The organism is Phaeobacter sp. JH20_08 (assembly GCF_048056635.1).
Classification (GTDB): domain Bacteria; phylum Pseudomonadota; class Alphaproteobacteria; order Rhodobacterales; family Rhodobacteraceae; genus Phaeobacter; species Phaeobacter bryozoorum.
Map to the genome: position 1 here is coordinate 128,965 of NZ_JAYMVV010000001.1, position 25,758 is coordinate 154,722.

Here is a 25,758-nt window from a genome sequence, read left to right on the forward strand (position 1 = left end):
CAGAAAACGAACCCAATTGATGGCAGGATGGTTGAGGCTTGAAATATCTCCGGGGCAATCTAAGCTGCAGTCCTCTGATCTGGAGGCAAGATGGCCATCCCAGCCAACCCGGACACAGTTGAGCATTTGAGCAATCATCCGCTGCTGCGCACCGGGGATCTGGACGAGGCACGCCACCGGGTGGGGCAGAAATTCTGCGATCACCGGCTGGATTTCGCCAAACGGCATCAGGATCTCGCGGTCCGCCATAATCACGCAGCCGGGCGTCACTGCTCGATCAATTACCTGCACTACGGCGCCGATGTGACTATTGACCCCGGTATGTTGGACTCGTTCTACCTGTTGCAGATCCCGCTTTGCGGCCAGGCCAGCGTCCGGCATCGCGGCGCCGAGATCCTGGCCGACGCAACCACTGCAACGGTGCTCAATCCCGATCGGGACGCTTTGATGCGGTGGAGCGCCGATTGCCGCAAGCTGCTGCTTCAGATCGACCGGAATTACCTTGAAACGGTTGCGCGGCAGCTGATCGGAGCAGAACTGCCGGGGCCAATCCGTTTTGCCAGCCGCGTCGATCTGCTTGCTCCTGGCGGGCGGCGGCTGCGGCAGATGGTTTGTGCCTGCGTTCAGGCGGCAGAAGTCGGCATTTTGTTCCAGGGGCGTTTGCGTGGTTCGGATATCCGGGTGGAACAGGATCTGGCGCGAGAGCTATTGACGCGGCTGCCCAGCAATATCTCCCACATCATTGAACGGGCTGACCACGGGTCCCTGCCACCCGGCGTTCGCGCGGCGATGGACTTCATCCACGCCAATCTCAGCAACCCAATACAGCTGACCGACATTGCGGAACATGCGGGCATGAATGTCCGCACCCTTCAAAAGGGCTTTCGCCGCGCTTTTGGGCAGAGCCCGATGCGGGTACTGCGCAACGCGCGACTGGATGCGGCCCACTATCAACTGATGGCGCAGCGCGACACACCCGACGTCACCACCGCTGCATTTTCCAACGGGTTTTCCCACCTGGGCCGTTTTGCGCGCGACTACAAGGGACGGTTCGGGCATTCGCCCAGCCAAACCGCGCGGCGGCAATACACCCCTTAGGGCCTCGACCTTGTCAGCCTGTTGCGCGGGGGCTACATCTCTCCGCAGACCGCAGACCCGCACAGCTGCGCGACAGAGCATTCACCTCAGGACACTGATGTCAGACGGCAAGCCCAAACTCACCCGGACCGAGACCACCGCCAAACGGCGGCAGCAGATCCTTGAGGCGGCAGTCAGATGTTTTCTCGAAACCGGCTATCACCAGACCGGTGTCCGCGATATCGCGACGCGCGCCGGCGTCAGCCTCGGTAATCTCTATAATCATTTCCCCGGCAAACATGATGTGCTGGTCGAAATCGCTGCGCTGGAACGACAGGAACTCTCGCCGTTTATCGACGCGCTCACCCAAGCGCGCCCGCCGCTTAAACTGCTCGACAGTTTTGTAAAATCCTATGCCAAATATCTCGCAGTGCCTGAAAACGTTATTCTGGGTCTGGAGATCACCAGCGAGGCCATCCGCAAACCCGATATCGCTCGGTTGTTTCTGGACAATCGAAACGCGCTGGTTGCAGCCCTCGCCAAGGTAATCGAACGCGGTATGTCCACAGGTGACATGCGCCGCGATCTCGATCCGGAGGGCACGGCGCAGATGATTGTCGATCTGATCGAAGGCAGCGCCTATCGCAGTGTTCTGGACAGGGTTCCGATCCGGCGTATGCGCGCAAACCTGCAAGGATTCATCACTGCGGCAGTTAGGGCAGAATAACCTCAGATGGGCGTATCACGGACAAGTCTCACGCCCAGATGCGCCGGGGGTGACCCTACTGCACAGCCCCCACGAGCGGGATCGCGGACAAGAAACGGAACTGCCGCCAGATGCTCGCCCGCAACGAAATACGCCGGACAGCGATCGGGGCTGGCCCCGGACTCGCCGGCATAGCAGTCCTGTGTCCATTCCCATACATTGCCATCCAGATCGACAACACCATAAGGCGAAGTTGCATAACTGCCCTGGGGGCGCAGCGTCCGGCTGCGCTGCTCACCAAGGAGATAGGCCGAAGCCCAGCTAAGATCGGGATCGCTAAAGATCGGTTCAGGCTCGGCTGGGAGTACCGGCTCCGCGAGATAGGCCCATTCCGCAACACTTGGCAGGCGATAGCCGCCATCACTGCCCGCATTGATCCACGCCAGATACTGGCTCACATCAACATGGCTCACTCCCGTTGCAGGCATTGTCTTTGCATCCTGATTGGCGCGAGTGCGCAGCTTTAGGCTGCACATCCCATCTGCGTGACAGCGGTTCCACTCGGCGACGGTGACTTCATGTCTCATGACATAAAGTCCGCGCCCAGCATCTGGCTCCATGGCGGCCAGAACCAGCTCTGGATGGACACTCTCCCCCGCCGACCCGATGGGCCCGCGAGGGAGATATTGTCCAAGCGCCCAGATCAGCGCTGCCGCCACAGCCAGGCCAAGACCCAGCAGGGCTATCCGGTTCCCGGTATCGTGCGAAATGGCGGCAGTCATGTGGGCTTTCCTTCTGCAAGCGCTGGTGGCGCAACCGTTCAGGTTTCAAAGCTGCGGGGAGCAACCACCTGTTCCATCAGCGCATTGTTCCAGGCCCCATCGACCACAAAATGCGCTGTGGCGCCCAGTAGAACCGCCTCGATCAGATTGTGGTTCACATAGGCATAAACGCCGGGTTGTTCGAAGGTATACATCGCCGCCATGGCACTTCCGCCGCGCACGAACCAGCTCTCGATGCCAGTCAGCGGCGCATCTGTGAACGACCCTGTTTCCCACACATAGTTGCCATGCCCACCAATCAGGTGCGGACGCGAGTCGCGATTGGCCTGATTGTGGATCATCAGAACGGTCTCACCGACCTTAGCCCGCAGGGCGTTTTCACCCGTCAGCGCGCCAACCGCACCATTGAACACGGAATGGGTCGGCACCAGAGTGCGCATCGCTTCGATACTGTCGGCGTAGTCGTCACCGGCCAAATCGTAGGTCCGGTAATCGCCGTTTTCATCCATCGGCAGATAGTAATCCTGCTCGCCGATATAGGCGATACTGTCATAGCGCAGCGGGTTACCCTCACCGTCTTTCAGACCATCGCGCGGCAGCACCATAATGGCACCATTCATACCATGCGTGACATGATAGGGGATCATCGCGCCGCCCGGCGCACAGTGATAGGTGAAGCAGCCGGCCTTGGTTGCCTTCCAGCGCAAGACGGTTTCTTCGCCGGGGAAGACATGGGTCAGACCGCCTCCGCCCAACGCCCCTGTCGAGGCATGGAAGTCGATATTGTGCTCCATCTGGCTATCGGTCGGATTGCGCAAAGTGAGTTCGACGTAGTCGCCTTCATGCACGATAATCAGCGGACCGGGGACCGACCCGTTGTAGGTCAACGCCCAGATTTCGGCGCCGGTATCCTCATCCACAACCATCAGTCGCTCTTCTGTGATCAACTCGATCTCGACGATTTTCGGACCACCGGTTGCGACCTGCTCGTGCTTGGGGGCAAAGGGAGGTGCAACCAGCTCCTGTTTGACGCGGGTATAGCCGGAGAGATCAACCGGCGCCGCCTCGGCCTGAGCCTGTGCTTCGGCCTGAATGAACCGCGGCGCCGCGCCGCGCAGTGGCGGAACAGCGGCCCGACGGGCTGCACCATTCGCCGCGGATGCCAGTCCGCCGGTCAGGGCCGCAGCACTCGCCAGAACTGTCCCACGCAAAACGTTGCGACGGCTTGTCGGTGCAAGTCCGGGATTGAAGCGTTTGGTCATTGTCACTCTCCTTATCATTCGATCAGCCCAAAATCGGCGGGCGTTGTGAGTGGAATAGGGGTCTCCGGCCGCTCAGGGGCGGAGGCGTCCTTTCCTGCGCCGATGCAGCCGGAAGACAGCGCATCCCGCAGGTCTTAGTGTCGCGATTAATCTAGCTCGTCACACCCGACAGAACTTTGCGGCAGCGCAAAGACGGCGCGGCTTTTTGGCTGCGAGAGCGGCAACAGACTAAAGACATGGGTGACCATCACCGCGATATCGCGATAGGATGAACCAGTTCCTTGTTCGGAGATGCCGTGCGCCACCTACATGAAAGCCTGCTTCGACCGCTGCCGCCCTTCTCGCAGCTGGAGGATATCCAGATCCGCAGAATTCTTGATCAGGCAAGCAGCCGCGGCCTCGGACCCGGAGAGACCATCTTTGAAGAAGGGGCGCCTGCTGATCGCTTCTACCTGCTTCTGGACGGCACCATCCGCGTCGTCAGGATCACCAGCGACGGCGATCAGGTCACCTCTCTCCACATCCCATCCGGGCAGCTCTTCGGTATCGCCAAGGCATTGGGACAGGACCGCTACCCTGCAACGGCGGTGACCGCCAGTGAGGCGCTGATCCTGTCATGGCCGACCTCGCTGTGGAACAGCTTCACCGCTGACTACCCGGGCTTTGCAACTGAGACATATAAAACTGTCGGCGCCCGGGTGGGTGAGATGAACACCCGCATCATGGAAATGTCGACCCAGCATGTCGAACAGCGCATCGCCCGTGCGCTGCTGCGGCTGATCAATCAATCCGGTGTCAAGGTGGCCGAGGGCATCGAGATCGGATTTCCGATCACCCGCCAGGATGTATCTGAACTGACCGGCACCACGCTGCACACGGTCAGCCGCCTGCTGAGTGCCTGGGAAAAAGACGGCATGGTCAGCAGTAAACGCAAGAAGATCACAATCTGTGATCCGCATCGACTGATGCGGCTCAGCGATCCCTGATCGCGCGGCGGGTCGGCTTGCCTGCCTAGCGTCATCGCTGGCCGCAGGAACCGACTTAACCCCGGTCGCCGCGAGCCAAGCGAACTGCCTCAGCCAGTTCGAGGCGAAACATATCCTCGTTAAGGTGATATTCGGCGCAGGCCTCTGCAACCGAATGAAATGGGCTGACCATGCAGCCGACGCACAACATGCCATGATCCATGAAAACCCGCAGTGTTTCCGGCCAGGTGGTCAGCAGCACGTCAAGCGGCAGGTCAGGGTCATCCAGTTTTGGTGGCAATTTCACAAGCCTGTCCTCTCTTCGATATCACGCTAACAGCCGCAATCGCGCCGAACCTTGCGCTTGCGCAACCTTTGCCGCTGCGCCGCGCGCTATCACCGGATGATCAGCAACTGCCGGAAAGGGCCAAGCCATGGCTGAATTTCTGACCAAGTCGCGGGCGCGCAATGTGTTCTACGGAGGGTCAATCTTCTTCGTCGTCGTGTTCATTGGCATGACCGTGCACAGCCACCGCTACGTCGTGACCACCTCGACCGCAGGAATGCCCCTGACCGAAGAGGTCAGCCTCGGCAAACGTGTCTGGGAGCGTCACTCCTGCATCAACTGTCACACGCTGCACGGCGAAGGTGCCTATTTTGCCCCCGAAGTCGGCAATGTCATGACCCGCTGGGGCGTTCAGGACGAACCGGAAGAGGCCTTCGAGACACTGAAGAACTGGATGGAGAGCCAGCCCAGCGGTGTCGAGGGTCGCCGTCAGATGCCGTATTTCCAACTCACCGACGAAGAGATCCGGGGCCTGGCCGAATTTCTGCGATGGGCCGATCAGACCGACACTCAGGGCTGGCCGCCCAATGACGCGGGCTAAGGGAGAGACACAATGAAATATCAATCTCAGAAGGTCGCTCAGGCCTATTTCATCTGCGCTCTGGCGCTGTTCGGAATTCAGGTGATCGGCGGGCTATTGGCAGGCTGGATCTATGTCGCCCCCAATTTCCTGTCCGAGCTTCTGCCGTTCAACATCATTCGCATGATCCACACCAACGCGCTGATCGTCTGGCTGTTGCTTGGGTTCTTTGGCGCTGCCTATTTCCTGATCCCTGAGGAATCCGAACGGGAGATCTTCTCGGTCAAACTTGCCTATCTGCAACTTGCCATCCTGATGATCGGCACACTTGGCGCTGTTGGCTCCTATCTGGTGGGCATCCACGGAGGGCGCGAATTTCTGGAGCAACCGCTCTGGGTGAAATTCGGCATCCTCGTGGCCGCGCTGATCTTCCTGTTCAATGTGTCGATGACCGTGCTCGCGGGCAAGAAAACCGCAATTACCAACGTGCTCCTGATGGGCCTGTGGCTGCTGTCGCTGCTCTGGGTCTTTGCCTTTATCAACCCCGAGAACCTGTCCCTCGACAAAATGTACTGGTGGTTCGTCGTCCATCTCTGGGTCGAAGCGACCTGGGAACTGGTTATGGCGGCGATTCTGGCCTTCCTGCTGCTCAAGCTGACGGGCGTGGACCGTGAGGTGGTCGAAAAATGGCTCTATGTCATCGTTGCCACTGCGCTGTTCTCGGGCATTCTCGGCACCGGACATCACTTCTACTGGATTGGCCTGCCCGGCTACTGGCAGTGGATCGGCTCGATCTTCTCCACCTTTGAGGTGATCCCCTTCTTCCTGATGATGTCCTTTGCCTTTGTGATGGTCTGGAAGGGGCGCAAGAACCACCCCAACAAGGCCGCGCTTCTGTGGTCGCTGGGATCGAGCACCGTGGCGTTCTTTGGCGCCGGTGTCTGGGGGTTCCTTCATACCCTGCATGGTGTCAACTTCTACAGCCACGGCACTCAGATCACTGCTGCACATGGGCATCTGTCCTTCTACGGGGCATATGTGGCGCTGAATCTCGCGGTCTTCACCTATGCCATGCCGATGCTGCGTGGACGGGCACCCTATAACCAGGTCCTGAACATGGCGAGCTTCTGGCTGATGACAGGCGGCATGGCCTTCATGACCTTCGTCCTCACCTTTGCTGGCACCATCCAGACCCATATGCAGCGCGTCATTGGCGACTACTACATGGATGTTCAGGATAGTTTGGCGATTTTCTACCTGATGCGGTTTGGTGCCGGGGCCGCCGTTGTGATTGGCGCCCTCCTGTTCATCTATGCGCTGCTCGTGGTGCGTCGGAACGAGCTGATCGCACCGGGCCCGGTCCATGAGACCAGCACCATCGCAGGAGAATAGCCATGAATATGCAAACCCCCTGCGCGATCCCGCACTACTCTGAAATAGCAGGAGAATGCACCCTGTTCGAAACCGCATACAGCCAGGGCCTCCCCCTTCTGCTAAAGGGGCCAACCGGCTGCGGCAAAACACGTTTCGTCGAACATATGGCCGCCCGGCTCGGCCGCCCGCTATACACTGTGGCCTGCCACGATGACCTCTCGGCCGCCGACCTGATTGGCCGCTACCTGCTGAAGGGCGGCGACACCCAGTGGGTCGACGGACCACTGACCCGGGCTGTCCGAGAAGGCGGGATCTGCTATCTCGATGAGGTCGTCGAGGCGCGCAAGGATGTGACAGTTGTGCTGCACCCTCTGACAGACAACCGCCGCAGGCTGATGATCGACCGCACCGGAGAAGAGCTGGTGGCACCGCCAGGCTTCATGCTGGTCGCTTCCTACAATCCGGGCTACCAGAACGTGCTGAAGCGTCTCAAACCCTCAACACGTCAGCGCTTTCTCTCAGCCAGCTTCGACTTCCCGCACCCGCAGGCGGAAATCGCCATCGTTGTGCAGGAAAGCGGCCTGGATCCGTCCCGTGTTCAGCCTCTGGTCCGGCTGGCCGGGCACATCCGGTCGCTGTCGGGCATGGATCTTGAGGAAGGTGTCTCGACCCGGCTGCTGATCTACACCGCCAGCCTGATCCAAAGCGGCATGGCGATAGAAGCGGCACTGGACGCCGCGATCATCGAGCCCCTCACCGATGAAGAGGATATCAAACAAGCGCTGCGCGATCTGATCGCCACGATCTACGGGTAGCGCCATGAAATTGCTCGACCTGATGGAGCCGGAGGAAACTGTTGGCAACCTCTGGCACGATATGGCCAGCAATCTCGCCGGTGAGGTCGCAACGGATGGTGAAATGCTATCTGCTGCGGCCTGCCGGTTGCAGGACCTGCGGCGCAGCCTTGCCGTCCTGTTTCGCGCCTTGGGGGGAACTGCCTCTGTGGAATTGGTCGAAACCCCCGCTACCGTCGCGCAGCATCGTCGCTCCTTCGGCCATCGGATCGCCGCTGACCGGCTGCGTGAATATATCCCCTGCTATGACGGCACCCGGCTGGCCCTGCCGCCGGTGATCGCCTGCTTTCCCAGCTACGATCTGAACCGGGCCGCCTATTTCTGGCTTGTTGCGCTGGCGGCGGCAACCGATCCAGCAGAACTGCACCCGCGCGCCGACATGCCTGCGCAGGCGCTGGACATGGCCCGGATCCGGGCCAACATTGCCGCCAGCAGGCGGGCTGCCCAACATTGTCCGGGCCTGCGGCCCGCCTATCTCCGGATGGCCGCTCTATGTGTGACACAACGCCAATCACGACCGTTGCATACGGCCGAACGCGCAGTGGCAGAGCAGATCGTCGCCGCCCTGTCGTTGGATCCTTGGGCCATGGCGGCCGACTGGGGCGAATTCACTCCCTCGACAGACAGCAGCAGGTCCCAAAGATACATGCCCTTCGCTCCGGTGCCGATCTGGCTGCGCTATTCCTCCCCCGAGAGTTCCGCCTCGGCTGCGGCCGATCCTGATGACCAAAGGACGCCACTGGCCGCCGCCACCATCAGCCAACGCAAGCTCGGCGTGCGTGCAGACCAGGAGCAGGCCCGTCGCAAGGACAGCTTCATCCTGCACCGATTCGAATCAATCCTGTCCTGGGTCGAATCCATGAACATCAACCGCAGCGTTGATGACGACGATCCGGACAATGCCCAGAAAGCCGCCGAGGATCAGGATCTGATAACTCTGACCAAACACGACCGTCGCCTTGCCTCGCGGCTTCGACTGCATTTGGACCTGTCGCCCGCAGATGCCGAACACGAACGGTTGAGCGCTGAATTCACCTATCCCGAATGGAACCATCGTAGCCAAAGCGAGATGGCGGATCATTGCCGCGTGCTGGAGGCCGCAGCGCAGCCTGACACCACACGTCCCTTCCGCCCCAATCCGCGCCAGATCCGCAGCGTCCGTCGCCAGTTCGAGACCCTGCGTCCACGCCGGATCCTGCAACCGCGCCAGATCGACGGCGCCGAGCTGGATCTCGATGCGGTGATCAGCGCCCGCGCCGAGCTGGCCGCAACAGGGCGCGGCAGTGACCGGCTCTGGCAGAACACACGCCAGCAACAGCGGGATTTATCGGTCGCCTTTCTGATCGACACATCGCGTTCCACCGAGGCCGCAATTGCGGACAGCAGCGTGATTGAGATTGCGCGCAATGCCATGGCGGCGCTGGCGTTCGGGATCGACGTGGCCGGCGACAGATTGGCGATCTGGGGGTTCTCCTCGCTCCGCCGCGATCGCGTTTTCCTGACCCGCTGCAAGGGGTTCGACACGCCGATGTCTGAGGACGTCACCGCCAATATCGGCGCGTTGCAACCGGGCCATTATACACGGCTTGGCGCCGCAATCCGCCACGTCAGCGCGCAGTTGGCAACGGAGTCGTCCAGCCGTAAGCTGCTGATTATCCTCACAGATGGCAAACCCAACGATCTGGACCATTACGAAGGCCAGCACGGCATCGAAGACAGCCGCATGGCCGTTCGGACAGCCCGGCGCGCAGGCCAGCGCCTGCACGGCATCATCATCGACGAAGACGGTCAGGACTGGTTTGCCCGAATTTTCGGACGCGGCGGGTTTTCACTGCTGTCGGATCCCACACGGCTGACCCGCGCGCTGCCCGACATTTACCGAACACTCACACAGGAGACCTGACATGCGCCGTATCTTGCTCATCCTATCCTGCGCCGCGACCGTCGCTTCGCCCGCCATAGCCAAGGGCTTTGACCGGCCTGTTCCGCAGGCGCAATCGGCAACTGCCGAATTCTGGTTTGCACTGGCCTGCATCGCCTTGGTTATGGCGCTTGCGGCGGTGCACATGCTGGTGATGCGGCGATGACTGCGCGAGCCGGTTGGTCGCGCTTGCGCATAGCCGTCACACTCTACCCGTTTGGCTCCGGTGCGATGGCACTGAACGTATATTTCGCTGCTCTGATCACCAGCTGGCTGGGTCTGCCCGTTCTGGGCATATCCCCGTCGATCATCATAGGTGCGGTAATCGCCCTGCCCGCCACCTACGCCTTTGCCGGACATATCCGACGCCTTATGGACAGCGCCGAAGTGCCGCAATCCTGAACCTGTTACCCGAATACCAGCGGAGCTGACCCATGGCCGTGACCACCAAGGCAGATGCCGGAAATTCCACAACGACATTGCGCACCCCGCCGATACTCTCCTATGGTTTCCGGCCGTTTTTCCTGCTTGCGACGCTTTGGGCAGGACTGGCGATGATCGCCTGGATCGGGCTGCTCGGCGGCACGCTGACCCTACCGCTCAGGCTTGATCCTGTATCCTGGCACGCGAAGACTTTTCTCTTTGGTTACCTCAGCGCCGTTCTCGCGGGTTTTCTGCTTACCGCCGTGCCAAACTGGACCGGTCGCGCTCCGCTCACCGGAGGACCACTGCTGGCACTGGTTCTGTTGTGGATGGTGGGACGTCTCGTGACGCTATGTGGCGCATTTCTTCCGGTCTGGACCGTCACTCTGGTCGATGTGAGTTTTCCACTCATGCTTGGCGCCGTGGTCCTGCGCGAGATCATCGCAGGAAAGAACTGGCGCAACCTCGTCATCCTTCTATTGCTGGCAATACACGCATTGGCGCTGATTCTGCTGCATCTGGAAACGGCTGCGGGCGGCTATCCCGCACAGGGGTTGGGGCTGCGTCTGGGACTGGCCAACGCGATTGGAATGATCTGCCTGATCGGCGGACGTATCATCCCCAGTTTCACCCGGAACTGGTTGGTCAAACAGGGGGCTGATGTGCGTCCTGCGGATCCAATGCAATCTCTGGACAAAATCGCATTGGCACTCAGCCTGCCGACCTTGGCCATATGGGTTGCTGTACCAGATCACATCGCAGCCGCAGCGGCGCTGGCCATCTTTGGTGTTGCGCAGATGCTGCGACTGGTCCGCTGGCAGGGACATCACACAGGAGCGGAGCCACTGCTGGGCATTCTGCATCTGGCTTATGCAATGATCCCCATCGGCGCCCTCCTGATGGCCTCGATCCGGCTGCTGCGGCTGCCGCTGGATCCCGCATCCGCCCAGCATCTGTGGATGGCCGGAGCTATTGGCATAATGACGCTGGCCGTCATGATCCGTGCCACGCTCGGACATACCGGCCGCCCACTGGTCGCAGGAGCAGGCACCCGACTGCTCCTGTTGGCGATCATCATAGCCACCTTCGCGCGGCTTGTGGCGAACAGCGGGTCCGATATAGCGCATGAGCTCTATCTGATCTCAGCAATCGCGTGGTGCATCGCCTTCTTCGGCTTCGCATTGCTCTTCGGACGGGCCCTGGTCTCCACCCGACGACCGGCGACGGACACCTAGCGCGACACCATCGTCGGGACTGTACCAACCTAGTGCAATGATTTTGCTCACAAAACCTTAGGTAATACAGCAGAATCACTCGCCATCACGCCGCAGTCGAAGTAACATACTGCACATGCGATTCGCGGTACATATCCTGCCACGGCTGGCCATGATGCTAGCGCTGGTGCTGGCCATGGTCGGCACCGGATTTGCACATCGCTATGACCGCGCCGTTGACTCGCCCGACTATGCCGCCTTTGTCGCCGCAGGCGGCACATTAAGCGATCTCTGTGGTGACAGCACGGACCCAGATCACGGTGCTCTTGCAAAATGTGAGGCCTGCCGACTGACCGCAGCGGCCCTGATGCCGAGCCATCCAGAAACGCCCGGCCTGCGCTTGGTACAGCGTCCGAGAACACGCGCAGCCGTCGTCAAACCGCTGCGCCGAGACCGCCCGCGTGGTCCGGCACATCGCACCCGGGCCCCTCCAGCGCCATTGACCTTCCTTCTCTGACGTCAATTGCAAACTATGCGCTGCCACACCGGCAGCGAAAAAAGGCCTGGAGCCAACCTATGACCCTGCCCCATTCCCCCGTGCAGCCGCAGGGCCGCACGCAGAAACTCTATTTTGCTGCCTGGCGGTGGCATTTCTACACCGGTCTGTTCGTCATTCCGTTTCTCGCAACACTCGCGCTAACCGGGCTGGCCATGCTGTGGATCGCCTGGGTCGACGGGCGCGATGGCGAACGTACCCCCGTCACTGCCCAAGCCCACGCCCTGCCACTTTCGGCGCAGGCCGATGCCGCGCAGGCAATCCTGCCTGATGGCATCTTGAAAACATATGTGGCCCCCCGAGGGGCCGACCTCGCCGCGCTCTTTCGCATCGATCACGACGGTGACGCAGTGATGGTTGCGGTCGACCCCTATACGGCCACGGTCATCGAAACCTTCCCGCGCCGCAGCGGATGGTATGATTTCGCCGACAGTCTGCATAGCGATCTGATGCTCGGCGTCACTGGCGACCGCATCCTGGAAACCGCTGCCTCTCTGACCATGCTGCTGATCGCGACCGGCCTATACATGTGGTGGCCCCGAAATCTGGGCTGGCGCCACGCATTGCTGCCGAGCCGGGGACGCGGCCGGACGACGTGGAGATCTCTGCACGGGGTGGTCGGTTTCTGGATTTCGCTTTTCCTTGCACTGTTTCTGGTTTCAGGCCTTGCCTGGGCCGGTCTCTGGGGTGGGAAAATGGTTCAGGCCTGGAGCCAGTTTCCGGCGGAGAAATGGGACAACGTCCCCCTGTCCGGCGATACCCATGCCAGCATGGACCACACCCGCCGCGAGGTTCCCTGGGCACTTGAGCAGACGCCGATGCCAGCTTCAGGGGGAACTGCGGGCATCAGCGGTATTATCGGTGCAACTGTCGACATCGACAGCGTTGACGCCCTGGCGCGCCAGATCGGATTTGGCGGACGATATCAGCTCAGCATTGCACGCGGCGATACCGGTGTCTGGACCCTAAGCCGCGATTCCATGAGCACCGACAGTATCAACCCCACCTCTGACCGGACTGTCCATGTCGACCGCTACACCGGCAAGATTCTGGCGGATGTCCGATTTGCCGATTATTCTTGGCCCGGAAAGGCGATGGCCGTCGGGATTGCCCTCCATATGGGCACGTTGGGGCTGTGGAGCGTTCTGGCAAATACGCTGGTTTGCCTCTCCATCCTGTTTCTATGTGCCAGTGCCGTGGTGCTCTGGTGGAAGCGTCGTCCTACCAAATCAGGCCGCCTCTCCGCCCCCCCGATGCCCAAGGAGCTGCCTCTCTGGAAAGGCGCAGGACTGGTCGGAATTGCCGTATGCATTGCCTTTCCGATGGCGGGGCTGGCTCTTCTGGCGCTGCTGATGCTGGACGGGTTGATCCTGACGCGCCTGCCCGCGCTACGCCACCGCCTGACATAACATCAGTCGAAACATGCGGCAGATACGCCAGCGACCAGGCATGCCCACGACCCAAGATATGACTGCACCGCCCGATGGGCGGTGCAGAGGGTCTCACTTCTGAGATGCGCTGGCCGGATCGCGGAGCCGGTCACGCAGTTTGTGCAATGTCACCACGGCGCTGCTATCGTTGAGATTGATACCGCCGGTTTCCTTCGCAAGCTTCTGTAGTTCCGCATAGAACTTTCCCAGGGCCGCAAGCGTCTGCACGACAAGATCGAAATCCTGCAGAGATTGCCGCTCTTCGCGGGTTGGAGGCGTCCCACGCTCAAAGATTGTAAGCACCGTATCTTCAAGCGCCTGCACCTGCGTTTGCAACCGCTGCATTTCCGCGCGTGACACATCGCAAAGATCACTCACCGTGTGACCCTTTGGCGGTGGTGTCGACTGCATGTTCATAGGCGGCCAACCACTTGCTCGATTGCCTGCTTCATAGTGGCAACGGTGAACGGCTTGCGAATGATGTTATTCATCGCCAGGCGACGACCGACTTCAACGATCTCCGGTGTCGGTTTGCCCGTGACGAGGATAAAGCCTACACGTTGTGTCACGCGGTGCTCACGCAGCGCTTTCAGCAGGCCAAGCCCATCCATGCCCGGCATGTTGTAGTCGGACAGCACCAGGTGAACCGGATTGGTCACAAGCTTCTGAAACGCAGATTGCCCGTTGTTTTCAACCATGTAGTTACTCACGCCAAGCTCGTCCAGACATTGGGTCAGGATGCCTCGGCTGGTAGACATATCGTCAACGACCATCACACGCAGAGAGTCTTTCAAGCTCATTTTTAGTTCCTCATTTTCTCTTTTTTTGCCGGACTGCTCAGGTGTTCCCACCGGCAGGAGAGTTTAAGTAAGTGGTGATCCCGACGGTCTGCAGCGCCGATGCCGCAGGGCCGGACATACGTTCCGAGTGGCCGATAAACAGATAGCCTCCCGGATTGAGACTGCGCTGAAAGGCGTGCCAGACCTTTTGCTGGGTCGGGGTGTCGAAGTAGATGGCCACGTTTCGACAGAAGATGGCGTCAAACTTTCCTTTGAACGGAAAGGGTTCGATCAGGTTGAGCACACCAAATGTCAGCAGGGCACGCAGATCTTCGCGGATCGCACCATCTTGCCCTTCGATCTTATAGTAGCCGCTGTATTTCTGCGGGATCTGCGACAGCTCTTCAGCAGAGTAGCGTGCCGACGACGCCTTGCGGACAACAACAGGATCGATATCGGTGCCAAGGATTTTGACATCCAGTTTCTCAACATCCGGGCACAGTTCCTTTAGCACCATCGCGATGGTGTAGGGTTCCTGCCCGTTCGAACACCCTGCCGACCAAATTCGCACCCTATCTCCGCGACGCGCCTTTTCCAGGAGCGGCGGCAGCACGTCGTCGCGCAAAGTGTCAAAGTGATGCGGCTCTCGAAAGAACTGCGTCACATTTGTCGTCAGCAGAGACAGCAGCTCGCTGCGCTCCACATCCGCATTTGGTCCGTTCAACTCCTTCAGGTAGGATTTGAAATCGGTATAGTTGAGCTTGCGCAACCGCCGCGCCAAGCGAGAAGAAACCAAGGGTTTCTTGCTGCTGGACATGGCCAGCCCAAAGTGCTTGTGCGCGAAATCGGCGATGGCTTCGAAATCCTGATCAGACAGGGTGAAACCATCCGCACGAGAATCAATGGGATTGGCAATGGTCACGAGATCACCTGTTCCGGTACAGTGATGACCGCATCCAGATTGATGATCCGCACCATGGTTTCATCGTGCGAAATAATCCCTTGGATGTAGTCCATCGTGTTGCGACTATCCACCGGCGGGGTGTCCTGGATATCATCCGGGTTGATCGAGATGATCTCCGATACGGACTCTGCCAGCAGACCAACCGGCTTGCCGTGCACCGAGACAACGATCACGACGTTTCGCTCGCTCGCTTCGGTCTGCTGCAGCCCAAACCGCGCGGACAGATCGTAGATCGGGATCACCGCGCCGCGTAGGTTCATCACGCCCAAGACATCTGCGGGCGCATGAGGCAGGATCGTCACCGGAGACCAGCGACGGATTTCCCGGATCTGCGTGATTTTCAGACAGAACGCCTGACCAGCAACGGTGAAACTGACAAATTCGCTGTGCTGGGCGTGTTTGACTTCTGAATCTTCATATTTGGCTTCAGCTTGCGATTGCATTGCTTATTCTCCGCTCTGTGTCGAAAGCGGCTGCAGAAGGCGAAGCCGCAAGAATACTTTCAGGATCAAGGATCATAGCGATCTTACCGTCACCAAGAATGGTGGCAGCGGCGACGCCGGGAATATTCCCGCAAACGCCATCGAGGCTTTTGATGACCACCTGGCGTTGATCGTGAATATCGTCCACGGCCAAGGCACTGCGCTGACCAGTCTCCGTTTCTACCAGAAGATAGACGCCCGGTGGCTGATCCTGGTCGGCCTTGGACAATCCAAGCGCCCCGCCCACATCGCAAACAGGGACGAAGTTACCCCTGATCGACAGCAGCGTGCCATCGGCCCCCAGATTGTTGACCATGTCATCACTGCCGCGCATTGTTTCGACAATGGACGTGATCGGGACAACCATCGTTTGGTCGGCGACCGAAACAACCATTCCATCCATGACTGCAAGTGTCAGGGGCAGAATGATGGTGAAGACCGACCCCTTGCCCGGGGTAGAGGCAATATTGATCCGCCCGCCCAAAGCTGTGACAGCGTTTTTGACCACATCCATGCCAACACCACGCCCGGAGAGATTGGAAATCTCTTTGGCTGTGGAGAAACCAGGCAAGAACAACAGGTTGTCGATCTCGCTGTCGGTCAGGTCCGCATTCTCTGGAATGAGACCTTTGTCGATCGCGATCTGCTTCACCCGCGGGCGATTAACGCCGGCACCATCGTCCTTGATCTCGATACAGACACTACCGGACCGGTGAGAGGCTGACAGACGGATCTCGCCACTGCGGCTTTTACCCGCAGCTTCGCGATCGTCGGGCTTTTCGACACCGTGATCGACCGCGTTCCGCAAGATATGGGTCAACGGATCGGAGAGACGCTCGATGACCGTCTTGTCGACCTCGGTATTCTCACCCTCGGTGATCAGCTTAGCTGTTTTTCCAGTTGCGGCTGAGGCCTCACGAACAATCCGCGCCATACGCTGAAACAGCGGTTTGACGGGTTGCGCGCGAATAGACATGACACCTTCCTGGATATCGCGGGCAAGATTTTTAAAGCCCTCCAGTTCGGTCTCGACATCCCGCAGATCCGCAACATCAAGGTTGGCAATTTGCTGTGCCAACATCGAATGGTTGATGATCAATTCGCCGACGGCGTTGATCAGACGATCGACGCGTTCCAGGTCGACCCGCAGCGTTGGATTTGGCCCACGCTGCTCGGACTTCGCGGCCTCAGCTTTTGGCGCAGCCGCTTTCGCGGCCACCGGGGCCGCCACAGCCTCCGGTTCTGGAGCTGAGACCGGCGGTTCAAAAGGGGCAGCCACCTGATCACCGCCTTCCTCTGGAGCGGCACCAAATGCAGCCTCCAGTGCAGCCAGAGCATTGGCCTCGTCTTCTTCATCCATGTCGGATTCGATGGACAGCTCGCACAGCCCTTCGACAAACTCAAACACAGACTCGATTGCAGACTTTGGCTCTGTTGTGGTGAGCGTCAAGGCCCAGATAAGATAGCTCTCGTCGGTATCCAGAGCATCGAAACCTGGCAACTCGCTCTCGTCAAGCGCCACCTCCAGCGTGCCCAGATCAGCTAGCGTCTGGAACAGGAAGTAAGGCTCGTTACCGGTCCCGTACATGTCTTTCAATGGATGGAAACGGATCGAGTAAACCCGCTCTTTCTCCACCTCGATTGGCGACATCTCAAAGGCACCGCCCAACCCCATGGGCTGGAAAACCACCTCTTCTTCATCCTCATCGATATATTCCTCGAGAGCCGCGATGAGCACATCGTGATGGGCCTCATCGGTGCTGCCACCATCGCGCGCGGTCGAAACGAGATCAGAGAGATGATCGCTGGAGCGCAGCAACAGCTGGATCAGCTTGGTATCAAGACCAAGCCGGTTGGCCCGCACTTCGTCAAAGACGGTTTCGAATTTATGGGCAAAGGCCACCAGCTCATCCAAGCCAAATGCGCCCGCTCCCCCTTTGATCGAATGAACCGCCCGGAAGACAGCATTGACCACCTCAGGGTCATGATCGCCTCCTTCGATAGCGGTCAAACCCTCATCCATTGCTTCGAGGAGCTCTTCGCACTCCTCGAAGAATGTGTCCTGTATCGACCCGGCCATCTTAGGCTGCTGCCCCGGTGACGCGTTTCAGCGCGAAAATCAGGGATGCGTCGTCGAATGGTTTGGTGATCCATCCGGTCGCGCCGGCACCGCGGGCGCGGGCCTTCAGTTCGGGCGCGCTCTCGGTGGTCAGGACCAGGATTGGAACCTTGGAATTGATGCCTTCCCCGCGCAGCTCTTCGATGACGCCGAACCCGTCGAGGTTTGGCATGTTGATGTCGGTAATCACCACATCCGGAGCCACGTCGGCATACATGTCCACACCTTCGCGGCCATCCACCGCGCAATGGTATTCAAAACCGGCCTCTTCAAGAGCGGCGGCCAGGAGATTCCGGATCGTGCGGGAATCGTCGATTGCCAGAACTTTCGTCTTCATGCTGTTTCCTCGTCTTCAAATCGGTTGGGCTCGAGCCCCAAAAGAGTGAGCGATTTCCGGCACCCTTCAGTGATCTTAGAGACTGAGAACCCCAGTCCCTCCGATCGCCATTGCTGTTCTGCGCTCAGCAGAAGCTGCAGACAGCGTGACGGCATGACCGCCACACTGCTGCAATCAATCTCCACTGCCTGAGTGCGCGCCCCGCGCAAGAATGAAATCAGCGGATCAAGATCCGAGAAGGCATTGGGCAGGTCCAAGATGTGTTTTTGCGTTTCCGTCGTCATGGTCAGCGATTCGCACCCCCGTATTCGGCGACAGGTTTCAAGTCGATACGGTAGGAGTAGACGCCGGGCCTTAATATTTGATTGCCGGACCGGCGCCCCGGGGCCCGGAATTAGCGAGGATTTGGCGGTAAAAACCAACTGCAATTTCGCAAAATTTTACCGGCTGCAAATCGTCTGAATTTTTCCGCCTGGCGTACCGCCACAAAAACAGCAGCAGCGTAGGGTAATATAATTATACGGACTCCGGCGGTGCCCCGGCTGTGGAGTTTTACCGGGAAATTGCCGTGAAAAACCAACCGCTCGTAAGCTCGAAATTAACTCCTAGCAGGCATCAAGAAGGGAAAGCAGAGGCCACCATCCTCTTCTTGTGCCTGTGAATGGAGTGTCCGATGAAAATTATTCCCACCTTGCGTCTGGCGTATAAGTTGCCCCTCTTCATTGTGGGGTTCGGTGTGCTGATAACGGCGGCTTTCGTCACGATCAGCTCGGTTGCGCTGCAAAATGCGGCGATGAAACACGCCGAACAACAATTCCACGCGATGACAGAGGATCGCCGTGTTGCCCTGCGTGCGCTGATGGAGGGTATCGAGGCGGATGCGTCGACCTTGGCCACCATTCCGTCGACGGCCACCGCGCTGGAGTGGTTCACGATGACCTGGGACGGGATCGAAGGTGACGCACAGAAGGTTCTGCGGAACGCCTATGTTGACGCCAACCCGAACAAAGCCGGCGAAAAACACCTCCTTAACCGGGGGGTCGGCGATTCGCCCTATCACATGCACCATGCCCGTTTTCATCCGTCACTGACTGCCGTTCTGCAGAACAAGGGGTATTACGACGTCTTCTTGATCAACCCGGCAGGCGACATCGTTTATTCCGTGACGAAGGAAGCGGACTATGCCTCCAATCTGGTTGATGGCGCCTATGCCGCATCAGGTCTGGGCAAGGCATTCCGCTCGGCCATCAAGGCATCGGCGGGAACCGTGATCTTTGCCGATCTCGAAGGCTATGCGCCCAGCAACGGCGATCCGGCCGCATTTGTTGCGACTCCAGTGTTCGATGGTGCAGGCAAACTTCAGGGTGTCCTGGCGTTGCAAGTGCCCGTCGAGATGCTGACGAATATCGTAAACCCGGCAAGCGAGATGACCGAAACGCTGAATGTGTTCATCGTCGGTCAGGATATGAAAGTCCGCACCAAATCGCGCCATGACGACCATCACAAGGTTCTTGACGAACTGGACACAGCCGAGCACCTGTCTGACGCCCTCGCTGGCAATTCAGGCTTCTATGCCAACACAACTGGTGTGACAGGCAGTGCTGTAGTCGCCTACTCTGAGCCCGTAGGCCTGCCGCAGGCCAACTGGGCGATCGTGGCCGAACAGGACCGCGCAGAGCTGTTTGCCCCCGTAAACCGCGATCGCAATCGTCTGCTGTTGATCTCGCTGGCCTGTGCCGCAGGTATGTCTGTATTCGGCTGGCTGTTTGCGCGCTCGATCACCAAGCCGATCAACCGGATCTGCGGTCGAATCGAAGAGGTTGCGTCCGGGAATCTCGAATCACCGATCCCGGAAGCGAATCAAAACGATGAAATCGGCGATATCGGCAAGCAGTTGATAAGCCTGCAGGATGATCTGAAACAGGCTCGCTCGGCGGAACTGGAGCGCGCGGAACTGCAGCGGCAACAGGAAATCGTCGTCGAACAGCTGAGCTCCGGCCTGGTGCGTCTTGCCGGTGGCGATTTCTCCCAGCCGATCAGCGATCCGTTCCCGGCGCATCACGAGAAGCTGCGGGAGAATTTCAACCGCACCGCGGAAACGCTGAGCGCCACTGTGACCCAGGTGATCGACACCGCCGAAAGCATCCGCAACGGCGCCAATGAGATCAGCCAGGCCTCCGACGACCTGTCCAACCGCACCGAAAGCCAGGCCGCCACGCTGGAGGAAACCGCCGCCGCCCTGGACGAGATGACGGCCAGCGTGAAATCCGCCGCCGAAGGTGCCCGCAGTGTCGAAAGCATCATGCAGGAAGCCAAACAGGAGGCCGAAACAAGTGGCACCGTGGTGCAGAGCGCCGTCTCCGCAATGACCGAGATCGAGCAGTCCTCGACCCATATTTCGCAGATCATCGGGGTGATTGACGACATCGCCTTCCAGACCAACCTCCTGGCGCTGAACGCCGGTGTCGAGGCCGCGCGGGCCGGCGAGGCGGGCAAGGGCTTTGCCGTGGTCGCCAGCGAGGTGCGCGCCCTGGCGCAGCGGTCCTCGGATGCGGCGATGGAGATCAAGACGCTGATCGGCGACAGCACCAAGCAGGTGGAGCGGGGCGTTGATCTGGTGGGCAAAACCGGCGACGCGCTGCAAAGCATCGTGGAGCGGGTCGGTCATATCTCGAAACTGGTTTCGGGCATCGCAACCGGTGCCAGCGAACAGTCGACCGGTCTGCATGAGATCAACACCGGCGTGACCCAGCTTGACCAGGTCACCCAGCAGAACGCCGCCATGGTCGAAGAGGCCACTGCCGCCGGGCATATGCTCAATGCCGATGCCACCAAGCTGGCCCAGCTGGTCGCCCATTTCCGGGTCGCGGCGGGCGCAGCCCAATCCCTCGGCAATACAGCCCCCATGCCAAAATCGACTGAAGGCCAGACCGGAGCGATGCAGAAGCCGCCAACCATGGCGTTTGACGAAGCTCCTGACGAGGCGCCCTCTGCCCCCAGCGCCCATGGCGACGACTGGGATCTGGAGGCGGTCACACCGCAACCGGCACCGGCAGCTGCCAGCACCAATGGCAACGCGGCCAGGGACATCTGGCAGGATTTCTGATCCTGCGGAAGGCGCCCGGACCGTAGTTGGACCGGGCGCCCCTACATCTGAAACACTTCGGCCCTTGTCCGAACGCAACAAGCGGAATGAGCATTGTCACAGAGCCTATTGATCATCACCACGGACCGGCGTTTTGCGCAGACCATACAACACCACATGGAGGCCACCTATCCTGGCCTCCAAGTGCTCTTGGCCAATAATCTGATGATGGCCTATAATCAGGCGGAAGCCGGGCAACCCACATTCGCCTTTGTCGAAGATGGGTTCACCAAACTGCCCGAATTCGAAATGATGCTGGCCCTGTTCTCTGCGCTGGATATCCGTTGGGTATCTGTGATGGACAGCCAGACATCGACGCCGGCGCGCAGCTCATCCCCCCTGCTCGATGTGGGTGCCGGGATCTTCGAACTCACAAAATCCGACAATCCGCGTGATTTTGCCCGCTACTTCGACATGATGGTCAAGGCCCCGCGACGGGATCAGGCCTCTCCCATGCAAAAGGGCACTGCCGCTGCCGCAGGCCCCGGCAGCGACAAGATCATCCTCATCGGTTCATCCACCGGCGGTGTCGAAGCCCTGCGCAGCGTATTGGTCGGATTTCCGCTGAACTGTCCGCCAACATTGATTGTTCAGCACACCGGCAAGAATTTTGGGCGCGGGCTGGTCTCGCTTCTGGATCGCATCTGTCCGGCAAAGGTGCTGTCTGCGGATGACAATATGAACTTGTCGCCCGGCCATGTATATGTGGCCGCAGGGCAGCCCCGCCACATGGGGCTCACCCCTCGCAAACCCTATCGCACACGCTTCAAGGAAGGCCCGCCGATTTCGGGTCACATGCCGTCGGTTGATGCGCTTTTTATGTCTGCAGTCCCGATGGCAAAGAGCGTTGTTGCGACAATCTTAACCGGTATGGGCCAAGATGGGGCGCAAGGGCTGCTTGAACTGCGCAAAGCTGGGGCGAAAACCTTTGCTCAGGACGAAAAAAGCAGCGTCGTCTACGGGATGCCACGTGTCGCCTGGGAAATGGGCGCCGCGCAGCAACAGGTCTCGCTTGCGCGAATGGCCGGAACATTGATTCAGGCTTGCAAGACCTGACAGATAACTGGGAAGGAAATCACCTTGAGCGTATTTGCTAACTCTACCACGGTGACCGTCCTACAGGGCGAGTATCGCGTATCGACATCACCAACCGTGGTCTTCTCTACCGTGCTTGGGTCCTGTATCGCGGCATGTATCTACGATGACCAAGTGGGCGTCGGCGGCATGAACCATTTCCTGCTGGCCTCCTCGACGGCCAGCGATAGCGTCAATGCCCGCTATGGGATCCACGCGATGGAACTGCTGATCAACGGCATCATGAAAAAGGGCGCTCGCCGCGAAAACCTGAAGGCAAAGGTCTTTGGCGGCGCCAAGATGTCGGCCAACCTCTCCGATATCGGGGCCTCAAATGCGGATTTTGTCCAGCGCTTTCTGAGGGATGAGGGCATCGCTGTTGTCTCCTCCAGCGTCGGTGGAACCTCGGCACGACGGGTCCGCTTCCACGCTGTTTCGGGTGCTGCACAGCAGACACAGGTGAAGGATGATCGGCGTCTGGGCGAACAGGAACGGGTCGCGGCGCGTCCGGCACCGGCTGCCAAGCCTGCGGCAGATGTTGGCGCAGTGACGCTGTTCTAAGGCAGAAAGGGACGGGCAACACGCCTGTGTCCCGTGTCTGCAATCGCCAGAAATTTCAGGAAGGGTCCGCTAGTTTCGGGCCCTTCTTTTTGGTCATGGGTTGAGGCTTTACCAACCCTCTTGCGCCTTGCAGCCTGCCCGGATGAGCCGCTATGATCCAATGTGTTATCCGACGACAGGATCTACCGTGCAACACAACCAGCAGTTCACCCTGCCCAAGGGTCTGGGATCGTGGATAATTCGGTGCGTTGCTTGCCTTTCCCTTGCCCTCACCTTCGTGCTGCCCCGGGCAGCATTGGCCGATCGGTTGACCATCTTTGGCGCAGCCAGTCTCAAAACCGCGTTGGAGCAGATATCGCAGGTCTATGAGGAGCAAACCGGCATCGCCGTTGATCTGTCCCTGGCCGGGTCCTCCCTTCTGGCCCGGCAGCTGCAATATGGTGCACCGGCGGATGTCTTCATTTCTGCCAACGCAGCCTGGATGGACTGGGCCCAGAGCCAAGACCTGATTGCTGCGGATACCCGGTTCGATCTGCTCGGCAACTCTCTGCTCCTGATTGCACCCGCCGCCGCACAACAAAAGAGTGACGCGCTGTCACTGAACGACGGGTCAGGGCTTCTGGAACAGGTCCAGGATCGCCCGCTGGCGATGGCGTTGGTTGATGCGGTGCCAGCAGGCATCTACGGCAAATCCGCGTTGCAGCACCTCGGGCTCTGGGATCAATTGCACCCACATATTGCCCAGACAGATAATGTTCGGGCAGCCCTGGCGCTTGTCCGCCGTGGAGCGGCCGGGCTTGGCATCGTCTACGGCTCCGACATTGTCGGAGTGAGCGACGTTAGCGTCGTTGACCGGTTCCCGGCAGACAGCCACGGGCCGATAGTCTACCCTGCCGCGGCAACCCACAATGGGCAGAAGGCCATGGATTTCCTCACCTTCTTAAGCAGCCCGATTGCGAAAGACATCTTTGTCGGGCAAGGTTTCACCGTTCTAGTGGAGTGATCCTTCGACATGCAGTGGCTTGGTCCCGAGGAATGGCAGGCGGTCGCCCTGTCCTTGAAAGTGTCGTTCTGGGCAACCCTGCTGTCGCTTCCTCTGGGGCTGATGGTGGCGCTGGCGCTGGCGCGCGGGCAGTTTCGGGGCAAGGCCCTGCTGAACGGGGTGGTCCATCTGCCTCTGATCCTGCCACCGGTGGTGACCGGCTACATTCTGTTGATTGTGTTCAGCGGCCCCAGCCCGGTCGGCACGGCCTTGAATGCGGTCGGGATCACATTTGCCTTTCGCTGGACCGGCGCTGCGCTCGCCGCCGCGATCATGGGGTTCCCGCTGATGGTGCGCGCCATGCGCCTGTCGCTGGAGGCCGTAGATCCAAGATTGGAACAGGCCGCTGCAACGCTTGGCGCATCGCGGTTCTGGGTTTTCGTGACCATCACTCTGCCCCTGATCCTGCCCGGCGTGCTTGCGGGTGCTGTGCTTGGCTTTGCCAAGGCGATGGGCGAGTTTGGAGCAACGATCACCTTCGTCTCCAACATCCCCGGCCAGACGCGGACCATTCCCTCGGCGATCTACGCCTTCCTGCAGGTTCCTGACGGTGAAAATGCCGCGCTGCGTCTGGTGATCGTCTCCGTTGTCATCGCCATGGCAGCTTTGCTGGCCTCCGAATGGCTGGCGCGACGGGTGGCAAAACGTGTGCGGGGCGCCACATGCTAGAGGTCAAGCTCACCCATCAACTGGGGCGACTTGCCGTTGATGTCGATTTTGCAGCGCCGGCCGGGGTGACCGTCCTGTTTGGCCGCTCAGGCGCCGGGAAAACCACCGTCACCAACGCGGTCGCAGGTCTTTTGAAACCGGCCACTGGCAAGATCCGCGTAAAGGATCGCATTGTTCTGGACACCGGTGCCGACATCAACATCCCGCCTCATCGACGCCACATCGGTTATATCTTTCAGGATGCCCGGCTCTTCCCGCATATGACGGTGGCGAAAAACCTCTCTTACGGTCAACGGTTTATCGGCAAGAACCGTAAGGCAGCGCCATTTGACACCGTGGTCGACATGCTCGGGCTGGGCGGGCTGCTGAAACGCCACCCGACACATCTCTCCGGGGGCGAGAAACAGCGCGTGGCCATCGGCCGTGCATTGCTGGCCGCACCGGATATGATACTGGCGGATGAGCCTCTTGCCGCGTTGGACGAGGCGCGAAAGGCAGAGATCCTGCCCTATCTTGAGCGGCTGCGCGACGAATTCTCGGTGCCGATACTCTATGTGACTCATTCCGTTGCCGAGGTTGCCCGCCTGGCAACGACAGTGGTCGCCCTGCAGGATGGAAAATGCAGTCGCGTTGGTCCTGCCGATGTTGTCCTCGCTGATCCGGCCATCATGCCGACCGGCGTGCGCGGCGCGGGCGCTATCCTTCAGGCCGTCGTTGAGCAGCACCATCCAGATGGGCTGAGCGAACTGAATGCCGGTGGCATTGCGCTGTTCCTGCCGCAGGTGCCACATCCGCCGGGTCAAACCGTGCGTGTGCGAATATCGGCACACGAGGTGATCCTCTCGCGTGAGCGCCCCATCGGCCTGTCTGCGCTGAACATTCTTCCGGGCCGGATCACCGCCCTGCGCAGCGGCGGGGGACCGGGTATTATGATATCATTGCAGACGCCCGCCGGCGCCCTGTTGGCGCGGGTCACCCGACGATCTGCCGTTGCGCTGAACCTCGCGGTTGGGACACAGTGCCATGCTATCGTTAAATCCGTGTCCGTCGCACCCGAGGACGTGGGCGGTGCGCACACGGGCAAACATATGCCGAATGAAATCTCACGGTAAACCGTGTGCCCTCTGCTGATTTCTCTCGGCAGAGGCCAGTCGCT

The 25,758-nt window shown here is 59.7% G+C and carries 28 protein-coding genes; 18 read left to right on the plus strand and 10 right to left on the minus strand.

Annotation, left to right across the window (positions count from 1 at the left end; all coding sequences use genetic code 11):
• Positions 1 to 90 precede the first annotated feature (90 nt).
• Complete coding sequence (locus VWY75_RS00630) at positions 91 to 1,098, plus strand: AraC family transcriptional regulator (protein WP_416538074.1); 1,008 nt, start codon at positions 91 to 93, stop codon at positions 1,096 to 1,098.
• Between the two features lie 97 nt (positions 1,099 to 1,195).
• Positions 1,196 to 1,804 carry a TetR/AcrR family transcriptional regulator gene (locus VWY75_RS00635; protein WP_416535496.1) on the plus strand — a complete coding sequence of 203 codons (609 nt, stop codon included), beginning with the start codon at positions 1,196 to 1,198 and terminating at the stop codon, positions 1,802 to 1,804.
• 2 nt (positions 1,805 to 1,806) lie between these two features.
• Here VWY75_RS00635 and VWY75_RS00640 read toward each other — a convergent pair whose 3' ends face one another.
• Both VWY75_RS00640 and nirK read right to left on the minus strand, forming a co-directional pair.
• On the minus strand, positions 1,807 to 2,565 hold the full coding sequence (locus tag VWY75_RS00640) for a formylglycine-generating enzyme family protein (RefSeq protein ID WP_416538075.1): 759 nt from the start codon (positions 2,563 to 2,565) through the stop codon (positions 1,807 to 1,809).
• Between the two features lie 38 nt (positions 2,566 to 2,603).
• Positions 2,604 to 3,827, minus strand: coding sequence for a copper-containing nitrite reductase (nirK, locus tag VWY75_RS00645; RefSeq protein ID WP_340547701.1), 1,224 nt, complete (start codon positions 3,825 to 3,827; stop codon positions 2,604 to 2,606).
• Between the two features lie 296 nt (positions 3,828 to 4,123).
• Here nirK and VWY75_RS00650 point away from each other — a divergent pair, with 296 nt between their 5' ends.
• Positions 4,124 to 4,813, plus strand: coding sequence for a Crp/Fnr family transcriptional regulator (locus VWY75_RS00650; protein ID WP_416538076.1), 690 nt, complete (start codon positions 4,124 to 4,126; stop codon positions 4,811 to 4,813).
• Between the two features lie 55 nt (positions 4,814 to 4,868).
• Here the strand turns inward: VWY75_RS00650 and VWY75_RS00655 are convergent, their stop codons facing one another.
• Positions 4,869 to 5,093: a DUF1858 domain-containing protein gene (locus VWY75_RS00655; protein ID WP_340547744.1), complete on the minus strand. Its 225-nt coding sequence runs from the start codon at positions 5,091 to 5,093 to the stop codon at positions 4,869 to 4,871.
• Between the two features lie 133 nt (positions 5,094 to 5,226).
• Between VWY75_RS00655 and VWY75_RS00660 the strand changes: the two genes are divergently transcribed.
• From VWY75_RS00660 to VWY75_RS00700, 9 genes are all read left to right on the plus strand, one after another.
• Positions 5,227 to 5,679, plus strand: coding sequence for a c-type cytochrome (locus tag VWY75_RS00660; protein WP_340547703.1), 453 nt, complete (start codon positions 5,227 to 5,229; stop codon positions 5,677 to 5,679).
• Between the two features lie 12 nt (positions 5,680 to 5,691).
• A complete protein-coding gene (locus VWY75_RS00665; protein ID WP_416538077.1) occupies positions 5,692 to 7,050 on the plus strand; it encodes a cbb3-type cytochrome c oxidase subunit I in 1,359 nt (452 codons plus the stop codon).
• 2 nt (positions 7,051 to 7,052) lie between these two features.
• Positions 7,053 to 7,847 carry a CbbQ/NirQ/NorQ/GpvN family protein gene (locus VWY75_RS00670; RefSeq protein ID WP_416535500.1) on the plus strand — a complete coding sequence of 265 codons (795 nt, stop codon included), beginning with the start codon at positions 7,053 to 7,055 and terminating at the stop codon, positions 7,845 to 7,847.
• Between the two features lie 4 nt (positions 7,848 to 7,851).
• On the plus strand, positions 7,852 to 9,789 hold the full coding sequence (locus VWY75_RS00675; RefSeq protein ID WP_416538078.1) for a nitric oxide reductase activation protein NorD: 1,938 nt from the start codon (positions 7,852 to 7,854) through the stop codon (positions 9,787 to 9,789).
• Between the two features lies 1 nt (position 9,790).
• Positions 9,791 to 9,973, plus strand: coding sequence for a protein NnrT (locus VWY75_RS00680; protein WP_416538079.1), 183 nt, complete (start codon positions 9,791 to 9,793; stop codon positions 9,971 to 9,973).
• Positions 9,974 to 10,038: 65 nt separating this feature from the next.
• Complete coding sequence (locus VWY75_RS00685) at positions 10,039 to 10,209, plus strand: NnrT protein (protein WP_416535503.1); 171 nt, start codon at positions 10,039 to 10,041, stop codon at positions 10,207 to 10,209.
• Positions 10,210 to 10,241: 32 nt separating this feature from the next.
• On the plus strand, positions 10,242 to 11,465 hold the full coding sequence (locus VWY75_RS00690; RefSeq protein ID WP_416538080.1) for an NnrS family protein: 1,224 nt from the start codon (positions 10,242 to 10,244) through the stop codon (positions 11,463 to 11,465).
• Positions 11,466 to 11,580: 115 nt separating this feature from the next.
• Positions 11,581 to 11,961, plus strand: coding sequence for a DUF2946 family protein (locus tag VWY75_RS00695; RefSeq protein WP_416538081.1), 381 nt, complete (start codon positions 11,581 to 11,583; stop codon positions 11,959 to 11,961).
• A gap of 59 nt (positions 11,962 to 12,020) precedes the next feature.
• Positions 12,021 to 13,409 (plus strand): PepSY-associated TM helix domain-containing protein, encoded by a 1,389-nt coding sequence (locus VWY75_RS00700; protein WP_416538082.1) that lies wholly within the window; start codon positions 12,021 to 12,023, stop codon positions 13,407 to 13,409.
• 93 nt (positions 13,410 to 13,502) lie between these two features.
• On the opposite strand, the gene VWY75_RS00705 is transcribed toward VWY75_RS00700, so the two are convergent.
• From VWY75_RS00705 to VWY75_RS00735, 7 genes are read right to left on the minus strand one after another with little or no spacing between them, the layout of a single operon-like run.
• Positions 13,503 to 13,808 carry a hypothetical protein gene (locus VWY75_RS00705; protein WP_340547712.1) on the minus strand — a complete coding sequence of 102 codons (306 nt, stop codon included), beginning with the start codon at positions 13,806 to 13,808 and terminating at the stop codon, positions 13,503 to 13,505.
• 35 nt (positions 13,809 to 13,843) lie between these two features.
• Entirely contained in the window at positions 13,844 to 14,230 is a 387-nt protein-coding gene (locus tag VWY75_RS00710) for a response regulator (protein WP_340547713.1), read from the minus strand.
• A 37-nt stretch (positions 14,231 to 14,267) separates the two neighbouring features.
• Positions 14,268 to 15,131, minus strand: coding sequence for a CheR family methyltransferase (locus VWY75_RS00715; RefSeq protein WP_340547714.1), 864 nt, complete (start codon positions 15,129 to 15,131; stop codon positions 14,268 to 14,270).
• The gene (locus tag VWY75_RS00720; RefSeq protein WP_340547715.1) at positions 15,128 to 15,616 is read right to left on the minus strand and encodes a chemotaxis protein CheW; all 489 of its coding nucleotides are present in this window, start codon (positions 15,614 to 15,616) and stop codon (positions 15,128 to 15,130) included. Before VWY75_RS00720 ends, VWY75_RS00715 begins: the two co-directional genes overlap by 4 nt.
• A complete protein-coding gene (locus VWY75_RS00725) occupies positions 15,600 to 17,735 on the minus strand; it encodes a chemotaxis protein CheA (RefSeq protein ID WP_416535507.1) in 2,136 nt (711 codons plus the stop codon). The genes VWY75_RS00720 and VWY75_RS00725 overlap by 17 nt, the downstream gene beginning before the upstream one ends.
• 1 nt (position 17,736) lies before the next feature.
• Entirely contained in the window at positions 17,737 to 18,111 is a 375-nt protein-coding gene (locus tag VWY75_RS00730) for a response regulator (RefSeq protein ID WP_340547717.1), read from the minus strand.
• Entirely contained in the window at positions 18,108 to 18,395 is a 288-nt protein-coding gene (locus tag VWY75_RS00735; RefSeq protein WP_340547718.1) for an STAS domain-containing protein, read from the minus strand. The genes VWY75_RS00730 and VWY75_RS00735 overlap by 4 nt, the downstream gene beginning before the upstream one ends.
• A gap of 389 nt (positions 18,396 to 18,784) precedes the next feature.
• Between VWY75_RS00735 and VWY75_RS00740 the strand changes: the two genes are divergently transcribed.
• From VWY75_RS00740 to modC, 6 genes are all read left to right on the plus strand, one after another.
• Positions 18,785 to 21,217, plus strand: coding sequence for a methyl-accepting chemotaxis protein (locus tag VWY75_RS00740; protein ID WP_416556022.1), 2,433 nt, complete (start codon positions 18,785 to 18,787; stop codon positions 21,215 to 21,217).
• Positions 21,218 to 21,373: 156 nt separating this feature from the next.
• Positions 21,374 to 22,312 carry a CheB methylesterase domain-containing protein gene (locus tag VWY75_RS00745; RefSeq protein ID WP_340547745.1) on the plus strand — a complete coding sequence of 313 codons (939 nt, stop codon included), beginning with the start codon at positions 21,374 to 21,376 and terminating at the stop codon, positions 22,310 to 22,312.
• A gap of 24 nt (positions 22,313 to 22,336) precedes the next feature.
• Positions 22,337 to 22,891: a chemotaxis protein CheD gene (locus tag VWY75_RS00750; protein WP_340547720.1), complete on the plus strand. Its 555-nt coding sequence runs from the start codon at positions 22,337 to 22,339 to the stop codon at positions 22,889 to 22,891.
• Between the two features lie 235 nt (positions 22,892 to 23,126).
• Positions 23,127 to 23,894: a molybdate ABC transporter substrate-binding protein gene (gene modA / locus VWY75_RS00755; RefSeq protein WP_416538084.1), complete on the plus strand. Its 768-nt coding sequence runs from the start codon at positions 23,127 to 23,129 to the stop codon at positions 23,892 to 23,894.
• A 9-nt stretch (positions 23,895 to 23,903) separates the two neighbouring features.
• Positions 23,904 to 24,602 (plus strand): molybdate ABC transporter permease subunit, encoded by a 699-nt coding sequence (gene modB / locus VWY75_RS00760; protein ID WP_416535347.1) that lies wholly within the window; start codon positions 23,904 to 23,906, stop codon positions 24,600 to 24,602.
• A complete protein-coding gene (gene modC / locus VWY75_RS00765) occupies positions 24,596 to 25,714 on the plus strand; it encodes a molybdenum ABC transporter ATP-binding protein (RefSeq protein WP_416537905.1) in 1,119 nt (372 codons plus the stop codon). Before modB ends, modC begins: the two co-directional genes overlap by 7 nt.
• The last annotated feature ends 44 nt before the right edge of the window (positions 25,715 to 25,758 follow it).